We start from the raw sequence: 20645 nt of genomic DNA, 5'->3' as shown, positions 1-20645 counted from the left end.
CCGGCGCCCACCCCCGCCCGCCCGTACGATCCATCGGTGAGCCCCCGGCTCTCTCCCCCCGCCCCCACACCGACCTCGACAGGAGTCCCCGCTGTGCGGATCGCGGTCGTCAACAACTTCTTCCCGCCCCGTCCCGGCGGAAGCTCCCACCTCTCCGCGGCCCTGGCGGAGCGCTACGCCGCCGCCGGCCACGAGGTGCTGGTGTTGACGGCCGCCTACCAGGGCGCGCCGGACGAGGAGGAGCGGGACGGCTACCGGGTGGTCCGGCTGCCCGCGATGCCGATGCCGAAGCTCGGCCTCTCCATCGACTTCGACATGGCCTTCGCTTTGGCCCGCCCCGGCAACCTGCGTCGGGTGTCCCGGCTGTTGACCGAGTTCGCCCCCGACGTCATCCACCAGCACGGGCAGTTCTTCGACCTGAGCTGGATCTCCGGTCAGTACGCGCGCCGGCACCGGACCCCGGTGCTGTTGTCCATCCACACCCGCCTGGAGAGCCCCGACCCGAAGTACGCGGCCCTGTTCCGGCTGCTGGACCGGTTCCTCGTCAGGCCGCTCATCCGCCGGTTCCACCCGCGCTACGTCATCATGGACGAGTTGGCCGCCCGCTACTGCGCGCAGCGTTACGGCGCGACCACGGCCGACTTCGAGTACATCCCGGTGGCGGTCGAGCCGAGCCGCTTCGACGGCACGCCGGAGCTGGACGTGCGCGCCCGGCACGGCATCGGCGACGCGCCGCTGATCGTCTCGCTGGGGCACGTCATCCCGTTGCGCGACCGGATCGCCCTGGTCGAGGCGCTGCCGACCATCCTGGCCAAGCACCCCGACGCGCGGGTGCTGATCATCGGCCGGGTCTACTACGACGCGTACGCCAAGCGGGCCGCCGAGCTCGGCGTCGCCCACGCCGTGATCAGCACCGGGGTCGTCCCGTCGGCCGAGGTGCCGGCCTACTTCGCCGCCGCCGACGTGGTGGCCCACGACCTGCAGGGCGGCGGGTTCGGCACCGCCAGCCTCGAGGCGATGGCCGCCGGCCGGGCGACGATCGGCACGGTGACCGAGACGAACTTCCCGGCCGTGCACCTGCGCAACTGGGAGAACTTCGTGCTGGCCCGGCCGGACGACCCGGCCGACCTCGCGGACGCCGTGATCCGGCTGTTCGACGACCCGGAGGAGCGGGAGTGGATCGCCAAGCGCCAGCGCGACCTGGTCTACTCCCACTTCACGCTGGACGTGGTCACCCGCCAGCACCTGGCGGCGTTCGACCGGATGGTGAAGGAACGAGCATGAGTGTGTTCTCCGCCGACGAGCGCAGCAACCGGCTGCGCACCGGCATCCTCGACGACTTCGTCGGCGGGCTGCTCAACGATGTCGAGCGTGCCCGCTACCTCGGCCTGCCCGAGACCACCCGGATCCGGGAGCGGACGAAGATCGTCAGCCCGGAGAACCTGGTCATGGGGGAGCACTGCTGGATCGGGGAGAACACCGTCCTGGACGCCAGCGGCGGCCTGGAGATCGGCGACCACACCAGCATCGGGCTCAACTGCCTGGTGTTCACCCATTCCAGCTGGCTGGCGAACATGATGCTGGAGAACCACCCCGGCAGCGACCTGATCGAGCGCAAGCCCGTGCGGATCGGCAAGGGCTGCTTCATCGGCGGCAACAGCGTGATCATGATGGGTGTCACCATCGGTGATTGTGCCACCGTTAACCCGCTGTCTGTCGTGACGAAAGACGTTCCGGCCTACAGTCTGGTGTCGGGCAACCCCGCGCGGGTCTTCCAACGCTACGACGAGGAGTACCTCAGGGCGGAGGCCGAGCGGGTCCGCGCCGAGAACGCCGCGCTGCGGGCCGAGGCGCAGGCGCGCGGGGAGGCCCCCGTCTGGGGGTCGCCCGCGCGGCGCCGCGACGCGCAGTGACCACCCCTTAGCACGTACGGAGAAAGCACGATCATGAGCCTCACCGACCGCCTGCACGGCGTCTTCGTCGACGCCCTGGAACTGCCCGAGGGCACCGACGTCGAGAACCTCACCTACCGCGGCATCGAGCAGTGGGACTCCCTCGGCCACATGACCCTCGTCGCCGCCATCGAGGACGAGTTCGACGTCCAGCTCGACACCGAACAGGTCATCGACATGAGCAGCTTCAAGGTCGCCCTCGACATGCTGCGGGGCCTCAGCGTCGATGAGTGAGCTGACCGCCCGGGTGGCCCTGGTCACCGGCGGCACCCGCGGCATCGGCCTCGCCACCGCCCGCGCCCTCGCGCAGGCGGGGGCCACGGTCGTCGTCACCGGCCGCGACGCCGACCGGGCCGAGGCGGTGGCCAAGGAGTTCGGCGGGCACGGCCTGGGGCTCGACGTCGCCGACTTCGACGCCGTCGGCGCCACGGTCAAGCAGGTCACCGCCGCGCACGGCGGGCTGGACGTGCTGGTCGCCAACGCCGGGATCATGGAGAGCGGCCTGCTGGGCATGCTGCGCGCCGACGACGTCCGCCGCACCCTGGACGTCAACGTCGCCGGGGCGGTCGCCGCCGTGCAGGCCGCCGGTCGGGCGATGGCCCGCAAGCGCCGCAGCGCCGACGGCACCGAGCGGCGGGGCGGTTCCATCGTGCTGCTCGCCTCGGTCGTCGGCACGTACGGGGCGGCCGGCCAGTCCGTCTACGCGGCGTCGAAGGCCGCCGTGGCCGCGCTGGCCCGCTCGGCCGCGCGGGAGTTGGGCGGCCGGGGCATCCGGGTCAACGCCGTCGCGCCCGGGGTCATCCGCACCGACCTCACCGCGTCGCTGCCCGCCGAGGTGCTGGACCGGCAGGCGGCAGCCGCCGCGCTCGGCCGGCTCGGCGACCCCGACGAGGTGGCCGACGTGATCCGGTTCCTGGCCGGCGACGCCGCCCGCTACGTGACGGGTCAGGTGCTCGGCGTCGACGGGGGGCTCGTCCCGTGAACCTGGTCGCCCCGAGCGCCCGGCTGATCGACGCCGCCACGGGTGCCGTCCTCGGCGGCGCGGGCCTCGCCGCCGAGGTGGGTCGGCACGCCGCCGCGTACGCCGGGTTCCCGCCCGGGGTGGTCTTCGCCCGCAGCGGCACGTCGGTGCCGGCGGTGCTGCGGTACGCGGGCGCGCTACGCGCGCAGCGCCCGGTGGCGCTGCTCGACCCGGCGCTGGACCCGGCGGTGCTGGCCGACTTCGTCCGGCGCTTCTCCCCGGCCGTGGTGGTGGGCCTCGCCGAGGGCGGCGCGGGTGCTGACACCGGCGAGCGGCCCGGGGACTACCGCGCGGTCGACGACGAGGTGCTCGGCCCGGTGTGGGTCCGCGAGCGGGCCTGCGCCGACCAGCCGCACCCGGACCTCGCGGTGCTGCTGGCCACGTCCGGCTCGACGGGGGACCCGAAGTTCGTCCGGCTCTCCCGCGCCGCCGTGGAGTCCAACGCGGCGGCCATCGCGCGGGTGCTGGCCATCGGCCCGGACGAGGTCGCCCCGACCAGCCTGCCGCTCTACTACAGCTTCGGCATGTCCGTGCTCAACAGCCACCTCGCCGCCGGCGCGACCGTCCTGGTGGTCGACGGCGGCGTGCTGGCCCGCGAGTTCTGGCAGGCCGTGTCGGCGTACGGCGCGACGTCGCTGGCCGGGGTGCCGCACAACTACGAGATGCTGCACCGGATCCGGTGGAGCCCCGCGAAGTATCCGACGCTGCGCACCCTCACCCAGGCCGGCGGCAAGCTGCGCGACGAGACGATCCTCGCCTTCCACGCCAGGATCGCCGAGACGGGCGGCCGGTTCCACGTCATGTGGGGCTGCACCGAGGCGGCGCCCCGGATGAGCACCCTGCCGGCCGACGCGCTGCCCGACCGGGTCGGCTCGGTCGGCCCGGCCCTGCCCGGCGGCTCGTTCACGGTGCTCGGCCCCGACGGCGCGGAGACCGACCGTCCCGGCGTGGTCGGCGAGCTGGTCTACCGCGGCCCCAACGTCATGATGGGGTACGCGGAGAGCGCCGCCGACCTGACCCGCGGCGACGAGCAGGGTGGGGTGCTGCGCACCGGTGACCTGGGCTGCCTCGACGCCGACGGGTTCGTCTGGCTGCGCGGCCGGCTCAAGCGGTTCGGCAAGGTCTTCGGCATCCGGGTCAACCTGCACGACATCGAGGAGCTGGCCCGCGACCAGGGGCCCGTCGTCGCCGTGTCCGGCCCGGACCGGGTCGTCGTCTTCGTCGAGGGCGGCACCGACGACGGCGCGCGGGCCCTGGCGGGGCGGCTGGCGGAGCGGCTGCGGCTGCACCGGTCGGGCTTCGACGTGCGTACGGTCGAGCGGTTGCCGCAGCTGCCCAACGGCAAGATCGATTACCGCTCCCTGGAGGCGCTGGTATGACCCTGTTCGCCCTCGACCAGGCGGCCCGCGAGGCCCGGCTCCTGCCGGAGCTGGTCGAGTTGACCGAGCACCACCGGGCCCGCAGCCCCGAGTACGCCCGCCTGCTCGCCTCCCTCGGCCACCTGCCCGGCCGCCGCTACGACCGGGTCGCCGACCTGCCCTGGCTGCCGGTGCGGCTGTTCAAGCACCACGTCCTCAAGAGCATCGGCGACGACGAGGTCTTCAAGGTCCTCACCTCCTCCGGCACCACCGGCGACGTCAGCCGGATCTACCTGGACAAGGAGGCGGCGGGCGTGCAGCAGAAGATGCTGTCGGCCACGCTGAGCGCGGTGATCGGCACGAAGCGGCTGCCGATGCTGCTGGTCGACACGAAGGCCCTGTTCAAGAACCGCACGTCGTTCTCCGCCCGGGGCGCCGGGGTGCTGGGCCTGATGAACTTCGGCCGCGACCACACCTTCGTCCTCGACGAGCAGGAGCGGCCCGACCCCGACGCGGTGCGCGACTTCCTGGGCCGCCACGGCGACCAGCCGTTCCTCATCTTCGGCTTCACGTTCATGACCTGGCTCTACCTCTACGAGCTGGCCCGCGAGCACCGGTTCGACCTGAGCAACGGCATCCTGATCCACAGCGGCGGCTGGAAGAAGCTGGTCGACCGCGCGGTCGACAACGCGGAGTTCCGCCGCCGCTTCACCGCCGACACGGGCCTGCGGCGCATCCACAACTTCTACGGGATGGTCGAGCAGATCGGCACGACGTTCCTGGAGGGGCCGGACGGCGGCGGCCTCTACTGCCCCGAGTTCGCCGACGTCATCGTCCGCGACCCGCACACCTGGGCGGAGGTGCCCGTCGGCACCCCCGGGGTGGTGCAGGTGGTCAGCACGATGCCCCGGTCGTACCCGGGGCACCTGCTGCTCACCGAGGACCGGGGCGTCGTGCACGGCGTCGACGACGGGGCCTGGCCGGGCAAGCGGTTCTCCATCCTGGGCCGGCTGCCCCGCGCCGAGGCGCGCGGGTGCAGCGACACGTTCGCGGAGGCGGCGGCATGAGCGGGCGCAGCGAGCGAATCATCGGGCAGGGCGCGTCGGCGCCTCCTGCCGGCACCGGGCGCAGCGAGGGGCGGGCATGAGCGGCAAGGTCGTCGAGCGATTCCCGGCCGGCGGTGCGACCGCCGTCGACGACCTGGTCGGCGCGTTGCGCGCGGTGCCGGCCGGCGGCCCGCTGACCGTCGGCGACGACCGGATCGTCGAGTTCCTGGTGGCGTTCGCCCGGCGGCTGCTGCGCCCGGCGGTGGCCCGCCGGCACCCGGAGCTGGCCTCCCTCGGCTTCTTCCTGCGCCGGGGCGAGATCGCCAAGACCCTGGCCCGGGTCGCGGACGAGCCCGGCCAGCTCCGCTTCCCGCGGGGGCTGGTCTTCCACGTGCCGCCGGCCAACGTGGACACCATCTTCGTCTACTCGTGGGCGCTGTCCGCGCTCGCCGGCAACGCCAACGTGGTACGGATCTCGTCCCGGTCGGCGGGTGCCGCCGACGCGGTGCTCGACGCGCTCGACGACACCCTCGCCGACGCCGACGACGTGGTCCGGCAGACCCAGCGGATGGTCACGTACGGGCGGGACGACGCGGTGACCGCCGCGCTGTCGGCCGCCGCGGACCTGCGGGTGATCTGGGGCGGCGACCGGTCGGTCGGCGAGATCCGCCGGCACCCGCTCGCCCCGCACGCCCGGGACCTGACCTTCCCGGACCGGTCGTCGTTCACGGTGATCGGGGCGGCCGGCTGGCTCGCCGCCGCCGAGGCCGAGCGCGACGCCGCCGCCCTCGGCCTCTACAACGACTCGTACTGGTTCGACCAGGCCGCCTGCGCCTCGCCCCGCACCGTCTACTGGGTCGGCGACCCGGCCAGCACCGACGCCGCCCGCACGGACCTGCTGGCCCGGCTGCGTACGGTGCTCGACGCCAAGCGGCCCGAGGTGGACGCCGCGATGGCGGTGGAGAAGCGGGTCGCCACCTACGGCCTGGCCGTGGAGGGAGTGGCGACGGCCATCCGCTTCGACGGCAACGACCTGGCGACGGTGGAGCTGGCCGGGCCAGGCGACATCCCGCGCCGCTGGCTCGGCGTCGGCACGTTCCCGCAGGCCCGCCTCGACAGCCTCGCCGACCTCGCGCCGGTGGTGGTGCGCCGTGACCAGACCGTCACCCACTTCGGCTTCGCCGCCGACGAGCTGGTCGCCTTCGCCCGCGCGCTGGGCGGGCGCGGGGTGGACCGGATCGTCCCGGTCGGCGACGCGCTGAGCTTCGCCGCGACCTGGGACGGGTACGACCTGATGCGCGAGTTCACCCGGATCACCAGCGTCGTCACCCGCTGACCCTGCCGCCGGGCGTCCTACCCGGCGGAGGTGGTGGCCGCCTCGGCCGGGGCCGCCCGGCGGAGCTGGCGCACCCCGGACAGGGCGGCCAGGCCGGCGGCGAGCACGTCGGCGATGGTGAAGATGAGCCGGGACGCCAGCGCGATGCCCATCGCGGCGCCGACGCCGCCGTTGCCCTCCAGGAACGGGGCCAGCGCGGCGACCAGCACGGCCTCCCGTACGCCGAGCCCGGAGGGGGAGAGGAAGGCGAACATGCCGACGGTCATCGCGATGGCGAACGACCCGACGCTGCGCAGCAGCCCCTCCATGCCGGGGGTGGCCTGGGCGTTGGCCAGCAGCCACAGGTGCACGCCGAACAGGGCGTAGCCCAGCGCGCTCCAGCCCACGACCCGCGACACACCCGGCCAGGTGAGGCGGTGCTCCAGCGGCGGGCGGCGCAGCACCCGCAGGGCGAGCTGCACCAGCGCGGTGAGCACCCGCGGCACCGCGCAGACCAGCGCGACCGGGAACAGCGCCGCCACGATCCACAGCGCGACCCGCACCGAGTCGGCGTAGGTGGAGTCGCCCCCGCCGGCCGCGTCGCGTAGCGCCGGCAGGCTCAGCAGGCCGAGGCCCAGCGCGGCCGTCACGCCGAGGCCCAGGGAGACCAGGGTGGCCAGGAAGGCGCGGGCCCGGGGCAGGCCGGCCCGCCGGCTCAGCTCGACCTGGAGCACGTACGCCCACACGCTGCCGGGGATGTACTTGCCGAGCTGGCCCACCAGGCAGATGCGCAGCGCGGCGGGCACGGACACCCGGTGCTCCAAGTCACGCACGGCGGCGCGCCAGGCCATCGTGTTGGCCACCATCCCGGCGAGCGCCGCGAGGACGGACAGCACCACCGACTGCCAGGCCAGGCCCAGCCACGTCGACCGGACCTGCGGCCACTGGTCGACGACGCTCCAGACCATCCCGGCGGCGATGGCGACGACGACGGCGACGCGGACGCCCAGCGACAGCCACCGCTTCAGCGGGCCGGCCGGGGCGGCGGGAACGTCGGTCGACTCCGGGGCACCGGAGGTGACGACATCCTTCCGCGTGACGGTCTGAACCATGCGTAACGTGCCTCCGCGTCGCGTTTCGTCCGTAGCGGAAAGTGAGGACGGACCGAGCAGGGCACTACACTAGCCCAGGCCGCGCGCCCCCACTCGTCCGGCGCGCCCGCGCGGAATTCCTACCGCGACGCCGGCCACCGCCCGTCGTGTCGACGTCCGCCGCTGTTACCGTGCTCGCTGCCACCGACCCCGAGGAGACGTGCTGTGATCCCCATTTCCGTCGTGAAACTCGACGAGAAGGCCGAACAGCTGGCGGTGGAGGTGATCCGCTCCGGCGTGCTGGCGCAGGGCCCGATGGTGGCCCGGCTGGAACGCGAGTTCGCCGACCTGGTCGGGGTGGAGCACGCGGTGGCGGTCAACAACGGCACGACGGCGCTGGTCGCCGCCCTGGAGGTGCTCGACCTGCGGCCCGGCGACGAGGTCGTCACGAGCCCGTTCACGTTCGTCGCCACCCTCAACGCGATCCTCGAGGCCGGCGCCACCGCGCGGTTCGCCGACATCCGCGAGGACGACTTCTGCCTGGACCCGGCGGCCCTCGCCGCCGCGATCGGCCCGCGCACCCGGGTCGTCATGCCGGTGCACCTGTACGGCCAGCCGGCCGACATGGGCGCGATCGTGCCCCTGGTCGAGCGGCACGGCCTGGGCCTGGTCGAGGACACCGCGCAGTCACTCGGTGCGACGGTCGGCGGGCGGGGGGCCGGCAGCTTCGGCCTGGGCACCTTCTCCCTGTACGCCACGAAGAACCTCACCACCGGCGAGGGCGGCATGATCACCACCGACGACGCCGTCCTCGCCGACCGGCTCCGGGTGCTGCGCAACCAGGGCATGCGCCAGCGCTACCAGTACGAGGTGGCCGGCCACAACTACCGGCTCACCGACCTGCAGGCCGCCCTCGGCATCCCGCAGCTGGCCGGCTACGCCGACACCGTCGCGCGGCGCAGGGCCAACGCGGCCCGGTTGCACGCCGGCCTGGCGGACGTGCCGGGGCTGCGCCTGCCGGCCGAGCTGCCGGGCCGGACGCACGTCTGGCACCAGTACACCGTGCTGGTCACCGACGCCGCGCCGGTCAGCCGCGACGAGGTGGCCGCCCGGCTGGGCGAGCAGGGGGTGGGCTGCGGCATCTACTACCCGAAGGCGGTCTACGACTACGACTGCTACCGGGAGCACCCCCGGGTGGTCGCCGACCCCGCCCCGGTCACCGGGCGGGTGGCGCGGCAGTGCCTGTCCCTGCCGGTGCACCACCACCTCGCCGACGGCGACGTCGACCGGGTCGTCGAGGCCGTGCGCAAGGCGGCGGGCGCGTGACGGCCCCGGTGCGCTTCGCCCTCGTCGGCACGGGCGTGATGGGGGCCCTGCACGCGCGGGTCATCGCCCAGTCCGACCGGGCCCGGCTGGTGCGGGTCGTCGAGCCCCGCGAGGCCGTCGGCCGGGAGGTCGCCGACCGGTACGGCGCGCGGTGGACGCCCGACGGGTCGAACCTGTCCGGCGTCGACGCGGTGGTGATCGCCGCCCCCACCGAGTTCCACCACGCGCTCGCCGGTGAGGTGCTCGCCGCCGACTTGCCGCTGCTGATCGAGAAGCCGGTCTGCGGCAGCCTCGACGAGACCGAGGACATCGTGGCCACCGCCGAGAAGCGGGGGGTCCCGCTGCTGTGCGGGCTGCTGGAGCGGTTCAACCCGGCGGTGCTCACCGCGCTCGCCCTGGTCGACAACCCGGTGCACCTCACGGTCACCCGGCACTCACCGTACGCGCCGCGGATCCGCACCGGCGTGGCCTGGGACCTGCTGATCCACGACGTCGACCTGGCGATCCGGGCGTTCGGCGGCCAGGAGCCGACCGACGTACGCGGGGTGCTGGGCCACTTCCACCCGTCCTCGCTGCCCGGCGCGGAGGACGTCGCCGAGGCCCTGCTGACCTTCGGCGGCGCGGCGCTGGCCAACGTCTCGGCGAGCCGGATCGGCCAGCGGAAGGTGCGGACGCTGGTCGTCAGCGAGGTGGACCGGCTGATCGAGGCGGACCTGATCCGGCGGGACGTCACCATCTACCGGCACGTGTCGCTGGACGCGGCGACGCCCGACGGCCGGGGCTACCGGCAGCAGAGCATCATGGAGGTGCCGGAGCTGGTCTCCGGCCGGGAGCCGCTGGCCGCCCAGCTCGACCACTTCCTGGACCTCCTCGCCGGCACCGCCGACGCCGACGCGGAGCGGCGGTCGATCCTCCCGGCGCACCGGGCCGTCGGCCGGCTCTTCGCCGACCACGGCTGAGCCCGCGGGCCCGGGCGGCGGCCTCGTGTCGCCGGCCGGGCCGGCGATCGCGTTCGGGTAGGCTTGCCCACCGTGCGCCCGGCCGGCCGCCGCCGCCCGCCGAGGGCGAGCCCCGGCGGCCCGCCTTCGACTCGACAGAAATCCTCGACAGAAATCAAGGAATCCCCTGTGCCGAACGTCGCAGACGACGCCCTGGCAGTGGAGGACCAGCGCGCGCCGGAGGACCTGCCCCGCGCCCCGGACGACCAGCCCGAGACGCCGCAGGACCCGCCCGGCACGCGCGAGGCCCAGCCGGAGACGCCCGACGACCGCCCCGCGACACCGCAGGACGAGCCCGGCACACCGCAGGACGAGCCCGCGACACCGCAGGACCCGCCCGGCACGCCGCGCGACGAGCCGGGCACGCCGCAGGACGAGCCGGGCACACCGCGCGACGAGCCCGGCGCACCGCGCGCCGAGCCGGCCGCGAGCGCCGAGCCCGCCGACCCGGCTGAGCAGCCGCCCGCGCCGGAGCGCACCCCCGACGCCCCGACCGCCCCCGCGCGGCTGTCCTTCCCCCGGCGGTTCGGGGCCGCCTTCGGTGCCCTCCCGCGCCGGATCACCGACGCCGCCGTGCTGGCGTTCGCGTTGTTCACGGTGATCTACCACGCGGGTTTCCTGGCCGAGCTGCGACCGTCGGTGATGTTCCTGAGCTGGCTGTGGTGCTGTGGCGCGCTCGCCGTCCTCGCCGTGGTGCTCGGGGTGGTCCGTGCCGTACGGCGTCGCCGCGTCGCGCCGGTGCCGCCGGCCGCACCCGCCGACCCCGCGCCGGCCGGGAGGGCGCGCTGGTGGTGGCTCGCCGTCGGCGTGGTCACCGCCGCGCTCGGCATCGCCGCCGCCGTCATCGCCGGCATGGGCGGGCTCGCGTCGTGGTGGGTGCCGACCGGCCTCGGGCTCGCCGCCTCCGTCGGCGCGGCGCTGCTGGCCCGCCGGGCCTGGCTGGCCCGCACCGGTCCGCCGGAGCCGACCGCCACGGGCTGGCAGGCGCTCTTCGTGCTGCTCGTCTCGGCCGGCGTCGCGGTCTCCTCGCTCTACATGGCCCGCAACAGCAAGGACGACGTCTTCTACCTCGGCAAGTCGGTGTGGGTGGCCGAGCGGGACATCGTCCCGGTGCGGGACTTCCTGTTCACCGAGAACGTGGCCGCCCCGCTGAGCACCCAGCCGCCGACCGCCTCGATCGAGGTCTTCGCCGGTGCGCTCGCCCGGTTCCTGGGCCTGCACGCCGCCGACGCCACCTGGTTCGTGCTGCTGCCGGCCCTGGCCGTGCTCGCGGTGCTGGCCCTGTGGCGGCTGGTGCACCGCTGGGCGCCCCGCCGTCCGGTGCTGGCGTTCGTCGTGGCCATCACCTACCTCTACCTGGTGGTCGGCTCGGACGCCGCGCTCGGCACCTTCCACCTGCCCCGGCTCTACGAGGGCAAGGGCATGTTCGTCTCGGCGGTCGTCCCGCTCATGTGGGTCTACCTGACCGACTGGTTCGAGTCCCGGTCGAGGTGGAAGCTGTTCCTGATCGCCGCGCTGTCCGTGGTGGCGACCGGGCTGTCCACGACGTCCGCGATCATCCTGCCGCTGCTGGTCGGCGCGGCCGGCCTGGCGATGCTCCTGGTGGGCCGCTGGGGGACCGCGCTGGCCGCGGGCGTCGCCGCGCTGGCCTACCCGATCGGCGGGGTGCTGGTGTCCCGGCTGGTGCTCGGGCCGGTCGCCACCGCCGGGGGCGAGACCCAGTTCTTCGACGCCGAGGGCACCTACCGCCGCACCCTGCTGGTGGGCGTGCTCGGCGTGATCGGCGGCCTCGCCCTGTGGCTGGCGCCCCTGCTCGTCCGGGGGCGCGCGCCCCGGCTGCTCGCCGCCGGCGCGGCGCTGACCATGAGCGTGCTGTTCGTGCCGGGCGTGCTGGAGGCGCTCGCCGAGGCCAGCGGCGTGTCCGCGGTGCTGTGGCGGGTGCCCTGGATCCTCGCCCTGCCCGGCCTGATCGGGATCCTCTGCACCGTCCGGCTGCCTCGGCTGCCGTGGGTGTCCCGGCTGGTCGGCCTCATCGTCGCCAGCTCGCTGATCTTCTGCTTCGCGACGTTCGGCGTGCCGATGTGGAGCAGGGACAGCTTCATGGAGGTGGCGCCGCGCCCGTTGTGGAAGCTGCCGCAGCAACGCCTGGAGATCGTCCAGTGGATCGAGGGGCTGCCCCGCGAGCCGGGCCTGCTGCTCGCCCCGTCGACGCTGATGCGGGTCGCCCCCATCGTCAGCAGCCGGCTGCGGGTCGTGATGCCCCGCGACGGCTACCTCGTCGAGTACGACCAGAACTCCGACTTCGTCCGCGACCGGCAGCGCCTGGCCGCGTTCGCCGACGGCACGGCGATCGCCCCCGACGCGGAGGTGAAGGCGTCCATCGAGCGGCTGGACGTGACTACCATCTGCGTCTACTGGGTCAACCTGGAGGCCAAGGCCGCCCTCAAGCGGCTCGGCTACGAGATGTACGCCCGGCGGTTCGCCCCCGGCTCGGTCCGCTGCTTCCGGCAGCCCTGAACGGCCGGTCCCCGACCCGCCCGACGGCGCGGTCGGGGGCCGATCGGGTAGCAACGGGACGAAGCCCGTAATACCCGAATATGGCTCGCCGTTCGTCTCGCGTTAAGGTCTGGGGGCGAGTGGGACCAGGACGACACACGGGGGGTCCCCGCCGCTAGCCGCACTGAACGAGGAGGCCGGTCCCGCAGGGGCCCGGCCCCGTCGCCGATCTCGTTGGGGGAGAGTAACCGTTGTTCGGCAAGTTGATGGGACCGGCGGGCGTGGCCGCTCGCGGGGCCGTGCTGCTGCTCTTCTACCTGATCGCGCTCGCCGCGGGAGCCCTCGGCGCGGTCTGGGTGTTCGCGGTGAGCGGGATCGCCGCGATCGCCGGTGAGTTCGCCCTCGCCCGGTGGTCGGCGCCCACCATGACGCTGCTGGAGAAGGTCGGCCTCGGCCGCGGCTACCGGCAGCTCACCCGCGACCTCTCGGCCGTGCTGCTCGTGGTCTCGGCGATCCGGCCCAGCTCGGTCGAGCTGACCGCGATCCTGCTGCTGCCCGCCGTGACCTGGGTGATCGCGGTCTTCGCCGGGGCGCTGAACCGCATGATCGACCGGCGCAACCCGGTCTCCGCGCTGGTGCGCAACATCGACCTCGGCCCGATGCGCTCGGCGCCGCGCCCGCCCGAGTGGGCGGCCGGGGTCGCCGGTGAGCGGCTCGCCATGTGCAACCTGCTGCTGGTCCCGGCGGCCGTGCTCTCGGCGCTGTGGGACGACGCCGCGCCGGTGCTGGCCGGCGCTGCCGCCGCCGTGCTCGCCGCGGCCGTGGCCGGTGGCATCGTCGCGCTGACCTGGCTGCGGGGCCGGGGCACCGGCAAGAGCCCGGTGCTGCCGGCGGTGCAGAAGTGGCTGGACTCCTACCGGCCCGAGGTCGCCCTCTACTTCGCCGGCCCGGCGAAGGACGTCTACCAGGCCAACATGTGGCTGGCCCCGACCGAGGCCCTCGAACGGCGGGCCGTGGTGCTGATGCGCAGCCGCGAGGCGTTCAACGAGCTGGCCGACACCCGGCTGCCGGTGATCTGCGTGCCGGCCGGGGTGGACTTCATGAACCTGGAGCTGGGCAGCGTCCGCGCCGCCATGTACGCGGCGAACGTCGGCGCGAACATCCACATGCTCCGGGAGCCGGGCATGAAGCACGTCTTCGTCGGGCACGGCGACAGCGACAAGCAGGCCAGCGTCAACCCGTACAGCAAGGTGTACGACGAGGTGTGGGTCGCCGGCCTGGCGGGCCGGGAGCGGTACGCGCGGGCCGGCGTCGGCGTGCTGGACGCCGACATCGTCGAGATCGGACGGCCGCAGCTCGCGGGCGTGCACACGTTCGGCTCGGAGTCGCCCGACCGGCCCTTCACCGTGCTCTACGCGCCGACGTGGGAGGGCTGGCTCGACGACGACCCGTACCACACGTCGCTGGTGCTGATGGGGGAGCGGATCGTCCGGGGCCTGCTCGCCGCCCGCCCGTCGCTGCGGCTGATCTACAAGCCGCACCCGCTGACCGGCACCCGGTCCAAGGAGGCGAAGGCCGTCCACGAGCGGGTGGTGGAGCTGATCGGCGCGGCCGGCGGCGACGTCGACGCCAGCTCCCTCGACGGCCCCCGCCACCGGGTCGTCACCGGCCGGGTCCCGGCCCTGTTCGACTGCTTCAACCAGACGGACCTGCTGATCAGCGACATCTCCAGCGTGGTCTCCGACTTCGTGCAGAGCCAGCGCCCGTACGTGGTGGCGAACCCGAGCGGCCTGCCCGAGGACGACTTCCGCCGCAACTTCCCCACCTCCCGGGGCGCGTACCTTCTGTCGCGCGACTGCGGCGAGCTGGAGAAGATCGTCGCGCTCACCCGGGCCGGCGACGACCCGATGACCGAGGCCCGCCGGGACCTGAAGGTCTACCTGCTCGGCCCGGACGAGCCGAACTCGATGGAGCGGTTCCGGCAGGAGATCGGCCGCCTCTGCGGCTGATCGGCGACGCCAGGCGAAAGGGGGCGGCACCTGCCGCCCCCTTTCGCCGTACCACCGTCAGTCGGGGCGGCGCGGGCTGGTCACGTCGCGGGAGACGACCTCACCCTTCTCGTCCACCCATCCCTTCGGCCGCGCCGGGTTGCCGGCGACCAGCTGGTACGGCGCCACGTCCCGGGTGACCACCGAACCGGCGGCGACCATCGAGTACTCGCCGATCTCGACCCCGCACACGAGGGTGGCGTTCGCGCCGATCGACGCGCCCCGGCGGACCAGCGTCGGCGTGATGGTCCAGTCCGGGTTCTGCGCCCGGGGGCGCAGGTCGTTGGTGAAGACGGCGCACGGGCCGACGAAGACCTCGTCCTCGATGGTCACGCCCTGGTACACCGACACGTTGTTCTGGATCTTCACGAGGTCGCCGACGGTGACGCCGGCGTCGACGTACACGTTGCGACCGATCACGCAGCCGGCGCCGACCCGGGCGCTGGACCGGATGTGGGCCAGGTGCCAGACCTTGGTGCCGTCGCCCACTCGGGCGCCCTCCTCCACGTCGGCGCTGGGGTGGACGAAGGTCGCGGCAGGCTGTTCGGTGGTGTCAGTCATCCTTCAACTCGCATCGCTCGGGGCGCCGGGCGCCGGCGGTGGACGCGGCGGAACGACGGCGGGTGTTCGCCGCCGTCCGCGCGGGATCGGGGGCTGCCGCGCCCGGCGGTGGGCTCGGAGGGCCCGGCCGGGGCGTCGGCCGGGAGTGAGCATAGCGAGCGGTCAGCCCAGCAGGCGCGCGACCGCGTCGGCGGCCGGCACGTCGGCCGGCAGGGCGTGCGCCTCGACCACGGCGGCGACCGGCAGCGCCGCGTACAGGTGGGGGAAGAGCTCGCCGCCCCGCGACGGCTCCCAGCGCAGCGCCGCGCCGAGCGCCGCCGGATCGACGGCGAGCAGGGTCAGCCCGGTGGCGCCGGCGAAGTGCCGCCGGGCGGTCTCGACCAGTTGACCGGCGGCGGAGAGGTGGATGAACCCGTCCTGGCGGTCCACCGCCGAGCCGGCGAAGTGCCCGGCGGCGCGGGCGGCTTCCCACTCCGTACCGGTCAGCAGTTTGTAGATCACCCCGGCAGCCTACGGCCGGGACCGCCCCGGCGGGACGGGCACACGGGGACTGACCGGGCGGCCCTCCCGCCCGGTCGGCACGTCTGCGACCATTCCACGGTCGAGAACGAGGAACCGGGGAGGCGGGTTGCGCATCCTGCTGGTCGAGGACGACCGTCGGGTGGCCGCCGCCCTGTCGTCCGCCCTGACCCGCCGCGGCTACGAGGTGGAGCACGCGGCCACCGTCGCGGCGGCGCTGCGCGCCGCGCCCTGCGACCTGGTGCTGCTCGACCTGACCCTGCCCGACGGCGACGGCACCGACCTGTGCCGCGCCCTGCGTCGGCGCAGCGCCCAGCTCGGCATCATCGCCGTCACCGCCCGGGGCGAGGAACGCGACCGCGTCCTGGGCCTGCGGCTGGGCGCCGACGACTACGTGGTGAAGCCCTTCTCGATGGTCGAGCTGCAGGCCCGGATCGAGGCGGTGCTGCGTCGGGCCGCGCACGCCGCCCCGGAGCGGGACGTGATCGAGGCGGGGCCCGTGCGCATCGACGTCGCCGCCCGGACCGTCACGGTCGCGGGCCGGGAGGTCACCCTCACCCGCAAGGAGTTCGACATCCTGGTGTCGCTGGCCCGGCAGCTCGGGGTGGCGGTGTCCCGCGACCGGATCCTGCTGGACGTGTGGGGCACCACCTGGGCCGACCGGCACACCGTGGAGGTGCACGTCGGGTCGCTGCGCGGCAAGCTGGGCGACCCCCGGCTGGTGGAGACCGTACGCGGGGTCGGCTACCGGCTGCGCGGGGAGTGAGGGGAGCCCCGTGCGTCGTCGGCTGGTCATCAGCTACCTGCTGCTGATGGTGCTGGTGCTCGTCGCGCTGGAGACCCCGCTCGCGGCGACCCTGGCCACCCGGGAGACCGACCTGGTGCGCGCCGACCGGCTCGCCGACGCCACCCGGTTCGCCTCGCTCGCCGGGCCGGCGCTGCGCGGCGGCGTCCCCGGGCCGCTCGGCGGCGAGCTGAGCAGCTACGACGAGCTGTACGGCATCGGCGCGGCGGTGGTCGACCGGGACCGCCGCACGGTGGTGGCGTCGCGCAGCTGGCGGTCGGGTGCCGGGACCGAGTCGGCGCTGGACAACGCGCTGGCCGGGCAGCAGTTCAGCGCCCCGGGCTCGGTGTGGCCGTGGGCGGACGGGCCCGTCGTGGTGGCGGTGCCGATCAACGACGGCGGCGAGGTGCTCGGCGCCGTCGTCATCACCACCCCGGCCGGCGCGCTGCGCCGTACCGTCACCGCGTGGTGGCTGCTGCTCGCGGCGACCGGCATCGTCGCCGTGCTGGCCTGCGTGCTCACCGCGTTCGGGCTGGCCGGGTGGGTGCTGCGCCCGGTCACCGAGCTGGACGCCGTCACCCACGAGATCGCCGAGGGGGACCGGGGGGCCCGGGTCCAGCACCGGCTGGGCCCGCCGGAGCTGCGCCGCCTGGCGGCGAGCTTCAACAACATGGCCGACGTGGTGTCCGACGTGATGGACCGGCAGCGGGCGTTCGTCGCCCACGCCAGCCATCAGCTGCGCAACCCGCTGACCGCCCTGCGACTGCGGGTCGAGGAGCTGGGGCCGAGCCTGACCGACCCGCAGGGGCGGGCCGAGCACCGGCTCGCGCTGGAGGAGACCGACCGGCTGGCGCTGCTGCTCGACGCCCTGCTCACCCTGGCGCGTGCCGAGCGCGAGGAGAACCAGCGGGTCACCGTCGACGCGGCGGCCGTGGCCGCGTCGCGGGTCGCCGCGTGGCAGCCGCTGGCCCGGCACCGGTCGGTCACCCTCCGGCTGGCCACGGCCGACGGCCCGGCGTACGCCCGGACCGTGCCGACCGCGGTCGACCAGGCGCTCGACGCCCTGATCGACAACGCGGTGAAGTTCAGCGGCACGGGCGGCGAGGTGACGGTGAGCGTCGGGCGCGCCGACGACGGGGTGGCCCTGGAGGTCCGGGACACCGGACCGGGCATGACCCTCGACCAGCTCGACCGGGCCACCGAGCGGTTCTGGCGGGCCCCGGAGGTGCAGAACGTCGACGGGGCGGGGCTCGGGCTGACCATCGTGGCGGTCCTCGTCGACGCCTCCGACGGCCGGCTCACCATGCGGCCGGGGCAGCCGCGCGGGCTGGTGGCCGGCCTGTGGTTCCCGGCCCCCGACGCGGTCGACGCGGCACCCGCCCCCGCCCCGGTCGCGGACGACGCCGGCTGACCGGTCAGGGCTTGGCCGACCGGTACCAGGCGGCGGCCCCCGGATGCAGCGGCAGCGGGGCGGTGGCGATCGCCGACCGGGGGCTCATCCGGCCGGCCGCCGGGTGGGCCGCCGCCAGCTCCGCCCGGCGCTCCATCAGCAGCCGGGTCACCTCGCGCACCAGCGGCTCCGGCAGGTCCGCCCGGACCACCAGGTAGTTCGGGTTCGCCACGGTCGTGACCGGCTCCACCCCGTACACCGAGCGGGGGATGTCGCGGGACACGTAGACCTCGCGGTAGCTGCGCCGCAGCGGCTCGGTCCACTCGCCCAGGTCGACGATCCGCACGGCGCTGCCGGCGGCGAGTTCCTTGACGCCGCGCACCGGCAGCCCGCCGGAGAAGAAGAACGCGTCGATGCGGCCGGCGCGCAGCGCGGCGACGGAGTCGTCGAGGCCGAGCCGTTCCCGACGCACGGCGGTGCCGCCGAGGTGGGCGACCTCCAGCAGCCGGGTGGCGGTGACCTCCGTGCCGGAGCCGGGCGCGCCGACGGAGACCCGCCGGCCCCGCAGGTCGGCCACCCTGCGGACCGGGCTGCCGGCCGTGGTGACCAGGTGCAGCAGGTCGTCGTAGACCCGCGCCACCGCCAGGACCCTCGGGTGCTCCTCCCGCTCGGTGGGCAGCACGTCGGCCTGGGTGAAGCCCAGCTCGGCCTGGCCCGCGCCCACCAGGCGCATGTTCTCCGCCGAGGCGGCGGTCACCACCACGCTCGCCCGCACCCCGGGCAGCTCCCGGTTGAGGATGCCGGCCAGCGACCGGCCGAACGCGTGGTAGACGGCCGTGGGGCTGCCGGTGGCGATGCGGATCGGCACCGGTTCGCCCGGCGAGTCCTGGCAGCCGGCGAGCCCGGGCGCCGCCGCGACCAGCACCAGCAGCAGCGCCGCCACGCCGGCGGCGCGCGGGGGCACAGTCCAGCTACGGCTCACCCGGTGCACTCTGCGCGGTGCACCGCCGCCCGCGCAAGCCCACGGGCCGCGCCCGCCGCTGGCCGGTCCCGTCCCCGCCGGTGCGCGGGGCCGGTGCGCGGGGCCGGTCAGCCGACGGCGGCCACCCCCGGCCCGGTCGCCGGGTCCAGGGTGACGCTGTGCAGGATGCGGTCCCGGTCCGGGCCGTCGGCCACGCTCACCACGAAGCAGCCCGCGCCGGGCCGCAGCAGGGCGGGCACCTCCAGCAGGGCGGCCCCCCGGACCAGCACGGCGGCCAGCTCCCGGTCGGTCAGCCGGATCCCGAGGATGTGCCGGCGCACGTGCCGGCCGCCGGCCAGCAGCGACGCCCGCCACGCCGCGGCGGCCAGCCGGGGCCGCCACGTCCGGCGCGGCGCCGACGCCCCCGACGCGGGCCCGCCGAGCAGCTCCCGGCGACCCTGCCGCCAGCCGGTCTCCACCAGCGCCGCGTACGCCGCCCGGTGCTCGCGGGCCACCTGGAGGCGGTGCAGCTCGTAGCGGCGGCGCAGGCCACCGGTGGTCACCTCGTGCCGCACCGGGATCTCCAGCCGGGCCAGGAGCTGACGCATCCGGTGCGCCGCGTCCTCCCGGTTGAACTCGGCGGCGGGGCCGGCGTGCGGGTGGGCGGGGGCCGCCGGTCGCCGCCCGGCCCGGACGGGTGCGGCCGGGGCGGCCGGCGCGGACACGCAGCGCAACAGGCAGGCCACCTCGAACGCGTCGGCGAGGGTCACCCAGTCCAGCGGGGCCGGGGTCGCCGGAAGACGAGGCCGGTCGAGCAGCGTGGGTTCGAGGGGCACCACAGTCTCCTTGTCGGCGTCGGATACCCCATACCGTGGCCCGCCGGACGGCCCGGTGGTACCCGTGGCCGCCAGGCTTGAGGAAATCTTGCGACAGTTCAGAGCGTCACAACTGCGTCACCACCACGTCGACCGCCCGGGGCCGCCCGGCCGCCACGGGCTGCTCCAGCACCGTGTACTTCGCCTCCCGCAGGGCGGCCACCAGCCCGTCGGCGGTGCGCGGCCGGGCCCCGGCGGTGAGCAGGTCGCGCACCAGCCGCCCCTTCGTCGCCTTGTTGAAGTGGCTCACCACGCTGCGGACCGGCCCGGAGGGGGTGTCCCGCTCGTGCAGCACCCGCACGGTCACCGTCCGCTCCGCCAGCTCGCCGCGCGGGGTCCACGTCGCCGCGTACGCGCCGGAGCGCAGGTCCAGCACCGGGCCGCGCCCGGCCGCCGCCTCCAGCGCCGGCCCCAGCTCCCGCCGCCAGTACGCCGACAGCGCCCCCACGCCGGGCAGCCGCGCCCCGATCGGGCACCGGTACGGCGGGATGCGGTCGGTGAGCCGCACCGCGCCCCACAGCCCGGAGCTGATCAGCACCGACCGGCGGGCCGCCCGCTGCGCCGCCGCCGGCAACGTGGCCAGGTCGAGGGCCTCGTACAGCACGCCCGTGTAGAGCCGGCCCGCCTCGGCGGTGGCCGCCCGCTCCAGCCGCGCGTTGCGGCGCAGCTCGCCGGCCAGCCCCGGGGTCAGCCCCAGCGCCTCCAGAGCCGCCGTCTCCTCCGGGGCCCCCGGCCCGGCCGGGCCCACGCAGAGCCCCACCAGCGCCGCCAGCACCCGCGCGCGGGCGTCGGTCAGCTCGGGCAGGGACAGCCGGGTCAGGTCCAGCCGCCGGCCGGTCCCGGCGTCGGCCTTGCCCTCCGAGGGCGGCAGCAGGATGAGCATCGCCTCACGACTCCTCGCGCA

At 75.0% G+C, this 20645-nt stretch carries 19 protein-coding genes; 13 read left to right on the top strand and 6 right to left on the bottom strand.

Going from position 1 to position 20645, the window contains the following annotated elements:
• Positions 1-93 precede the first annotated feature (93 nt).
• The 7 genes from GA0070558_RS20585 to GA0070558_RS20555 all read left to right on the top strand — a co-directional run bounded on the left by GA0070558_RS20585 (position 94) and on the right by GA0070558_RS20555 (position 6713).
• Positions 94-1284, top strand: a complete 1191-nt coding sequence (locus GA0070558_RS20585) for a glycosyltransferase family 4 protein (RefSeq protein ID WP_091282794.1) — start codon at positions 94-96, stop codon at positions 1282-1284.
• Positions 1281-1913: an acyltransferase gene (locus tag GA0070558_RS20580; protein ID WP_218107046.1), complete on the top strand. Its 633-nt coding sequence runs from the start codon at positions 1281-1283 to the stop codon at positions 1911-1913. The genes GA0070558_RS20585 and GA0070558_RS20580 overlap by 4 nt, the downstream gene beginning before the upstream one ends.
• A gap of 33 nt (positions 1914-1946) precedes the next feature.
• Entirely contained in the window at positions 1947-2186 is a 240-nt protein-coding gene (locus tag GA0070558_RS20575; RefSeq protein WP_091282791.1) for an acyl carrier protein, read from the top strand.
• The gene (locus GA0070558_RS20570) at positions 2179-2934 is read left to right on the top strand and encodes an SDR family NAD(P)-dependent oxidoreductase (RefSeq protein WP_043962777.1); all 756 of its coding nucleotides are present in this window, start codon (positions 2179-2181) and stop codon (positions 2932-2934) included. The genes GA0070558_RS20575 and GA0070558_RS20570 overlap by 8 nt, the downstream gene beginning before the upstream one ends.
• On the top strand, positions 2931-4352 hold the full coding sequence (locus GA0070558_RS20565) for an AMP-binding protein (protein WP_091282789.1): 1422 nt from the start codon (positions 2931-2933) through the stop codon (positions 4350-4352). Before GA0070558_RS20570 ends, GA0070558_RS20565 begins: the two co-directional genes overlap by 4 nt.
• Complete coding sequence (locus tag GA0070558_RS20560; protein WP_091282787.1) at positions 4349-5398, top strand: LuxE/PaaK family acyltransferase; 1050 nt, start codon at positions 4349-4351, stop codon at positions 5396-5398. The genes GA0070558_RS20565 and GA0070558_RS20560 overlap by 4 nt, the downstream gene beginning before the upstream one ends.
• 76 nt (positions 5399-5474) lie before the next feature.
• Positions 5475-6713 carry an acyl-CoA reductase gene (locus GA0070558_RS20555; protein ID WP_091282784.1) on the top strand — a complete coding sequence of 413 codons (1239 nt, stop codon included), beginning with the start codon at positions 5475-5477 and terminating at the stop codon, positions 6711-6713.
• Positions 6714-6730: 17 nt separating this feature from the next.
• Here the strand turns inward: GA0070558_RS20555 and GA0070558_RS20550 are convergent, their stop codons facing one another.
• Positions 6731-7804 (bottom strand): lysylphosphatidylglycerol synthase transmembrane domain-containing protein, encoded by a 1074-nt coding sequence (locus GA0070558_RS20550; protein WP_091282782.1) that lies wholly within the window; start codon positions 7802-7804, stop codon positions 6731-6733.
• Between the two features lie 204 nt (positions 7805-8008).
• Between GA0070558_RS20550 and GA0070558_RS20545 the strand changes: the two genes are divergently transcribed.
• The 4 genes from GA0070558_RS20545 to GA0070558_RS20530 all read left to right on the top strand — a co-directional run bounded on the left by GA0070558_RS20545 (position 8009) and on the right by GA0070558_RS20530 (position 14612).
• A complete protein-coding gene (locus GA0070558_RS20545) occupies positions 8009-9109 on the top strand; it encodes a DegT/DnrJ/EryC1/StrS family aminotransferase (protein WP_077937091.1) in 1101 nt (366 codons plus the stop codon).
• Entirely contained in the window at positions 9106-10068 is a 963-nt protein-coding gene (locus GA0070558_RS20540; protein ID WP_077937092.1) for a Gfo/Idh/MocA family protein, read from the top strand. The genes GA0070558_RS20545 and GA0070558_RS20540 overlap by 4 nt, the downstream gene beginning before the upstream one ends.
• A gap of 168 nt (positions 10069-10236) precedes the next feature.
• Complete coding sequence (locus GA0070558_RS20535) at positions 10237-12624, top strand: DUF6077 domain-containing protein (RefSeq protein ID WP_091282780.1); 2388 nt, start codon at positions 10237-10239, stop codon at positions 12622-12624.
• A 230-nt stretch (positions 12625-12854) separates the two neighbouring features.
• Positions 12855-14612, top strand: a complete 1758-nt coding sequence (locus GA0070558_RS20530; RefSeq protein WP_176734288.1) for a CDP-glycerol glycerophosphotransferase family protein — start codon at positions 12855-12857, stop codon at positions 14610-14612.
• Between the two features lie 57 nt (positions 14613-14669).
• Here the strand turns inward: GA0070558_RS20530 and GA0070558_RS20525 are convergent, their stop codons facing one another.
• Both GA0070558_RS20525 and GA0070558_RS20520 read right to left on the bottom strand, forming a co-directional pair.
• A complete protein-coding gene (locus GA0070558_RS20525; RefSeq protein ID WP_091282778.1) occupies positions 14670-15212 on the bottom strand; it encodes an acyltransferase in 543 nt (180 codons plus the stop codon).
• A gap of 162 nt (positions 15213-15374) precedes the next feature.
• Complete coding sequence (locus GA0070558_RS20520) at positions 15375-15713, bottom strand: DUF952 domain-containing protein (protein ID WP_091282776.1); 339 nt, start codon at positions 15711-15713, stop codon at positions 15375-15377.
• 127 nt (positions 15714-15840) lie between these two features.
• Here GA0070558_RS20520 and GA0070558_RS20515 point away from each other — a divergent pair, with 127 nt between their 5' ends.
• Together GA0070558_RS20515 and GA0070558_RS20510 are read left to right on the top strand one after the other, a co-directional pair.
• The gene (locus tag GA0070558_RS20515; protein WP_043962785.1) at positions 15841-16497 is read left to right on the top strand and encodes a response regulator transcription factor; all 657 of its coding nucleotides are present in this window, start codon (positions 15841-15843) and stop codon (positions 16495-16497) included.
• Positions 16498-16507: 10 nt separating this feature from the next.
• A complete protein-coding gene (locus tag GA0070558_RS20510; protein ID WP_091282774.1) occupies positions 16508-17926 on the top strand; it encodes a sensor histidine kinase in 1419 nt (472 codons plus the stop codon).
• 4 nt (positions 17927-17930) lie between these two features.
• Here the strand turns inward: GA0070558_RS20510 and GA0070558_RS20505 are convergent, their stop codons facing one another.
• The 3 genes from GA0070558_RS20505 to yaaA form a co-directional block, all read right to left on the bottom strand.
• Complete coding sequence (locus GA0070558_RS20505; RefSeq protein ID WP_091282884.1) at positions 17931-18887, bottom strand: TAXI family TRAP transporter solute-binding subunit; 957 nt, start codon at positions 18885-18887, stop codon at positions 17931-17933.
• A gap of 107 nt (positions 18888-18994) precedes the next feature.
• A complete protein-coding gene (locus tag GA0070558_RS20500) occupies positions 18995-19702 on the bottom strand; it encodes a hypothetical protein (RefSeq protein ID WP_091282772.1) in 708 nt (235 codons plus the stop codon).
• A 106-nt stretch (positions 19703-19808) separates the two neighbouring features.
• Positions 19809-20624: a peroxide stress protein YaaA gene (yaaA, locus tag GA0070558_RS20495; protein ID WP_091282770.1), complete on the bottom strand. Its 816-nt coding sequence runs from the start codon at positions 20622-20624 to the stop codon at positions 19809-19811.
• Between the last annotated feature and the right edge of the window lie 21 nt (positions 20625-20645).

Source organism: Micromonospora haikouensis (assembly GCF_900091595.1).
Taxonomy (GTDB): domain Bacteria; phylum Actinomycetota; class Actinomycetes; order Mycobacteriales; family Micromonosporaceae; genus Micromonospora; species Micromonospora haikouensis.
Note: the sequence above shows the minus strand (reverse complement) of the source record. Positions and strands in the feature narration are given on the sequence as shown.

Coding starts and splice junctions, on each gene's coding strand:
- GA0070558_RS20580 (WP_218107046.1), top strand. CDS start 1,281: ATGAGTGTGTTCTCCGCCGACGAGCGCAGCAACCGGCTGCGCACCGGC.
- GA0070558_RS20575 (WP_091282791.1), top strand. CDS start 1,947: ATGAGCCTCACCGACCGCCTGCACGGCGTCTTCGTCGACGCCCTGGAA.
- GA0070558_RS20570 (WP_043962777.1), top strand. CDS start 2,179: ATGAGTGAGCTGACCGCCCGGGTGGCCCTGGTCACCGGCGGCACCCGC.
- GA0070558_RS20560 (WP_091282787.1), top strand. CDS start 4,349: ATGACCCTGTTCGCCCTCGACCAGGCGGCCCGCGAGGCCCGGCTCCTG.
- GA0070558_RS20555 (WP_091282784.1), top strand. CDS start 5,475: ATGAGCGGCAAGGTCGTCGAGCGATTCCCGGCCGGCGGTGCGACCGCC.
- GA0070558_RS20550 (WP_091282782.1), bottom strand. CDS start 7,804: ATGGTTCAGACCGTCACGCGGAAGGATGTCGTCACCTCCGGTGCCCCG.
- GA0070558_RS20525 (WP_091282778.1), bottom strand. CDS start 15,212: ATGACTGACACCACCGAACAGCCTGCCGCGACCTTCGTCCACCCCAGC.
- yaaA (WP_091282770.1), bottom strand. CDS start 20,624: ATGCTCATCCTGCTGCCGCCCTCGGAGGGCAAGGCCGACGCCGGGACC.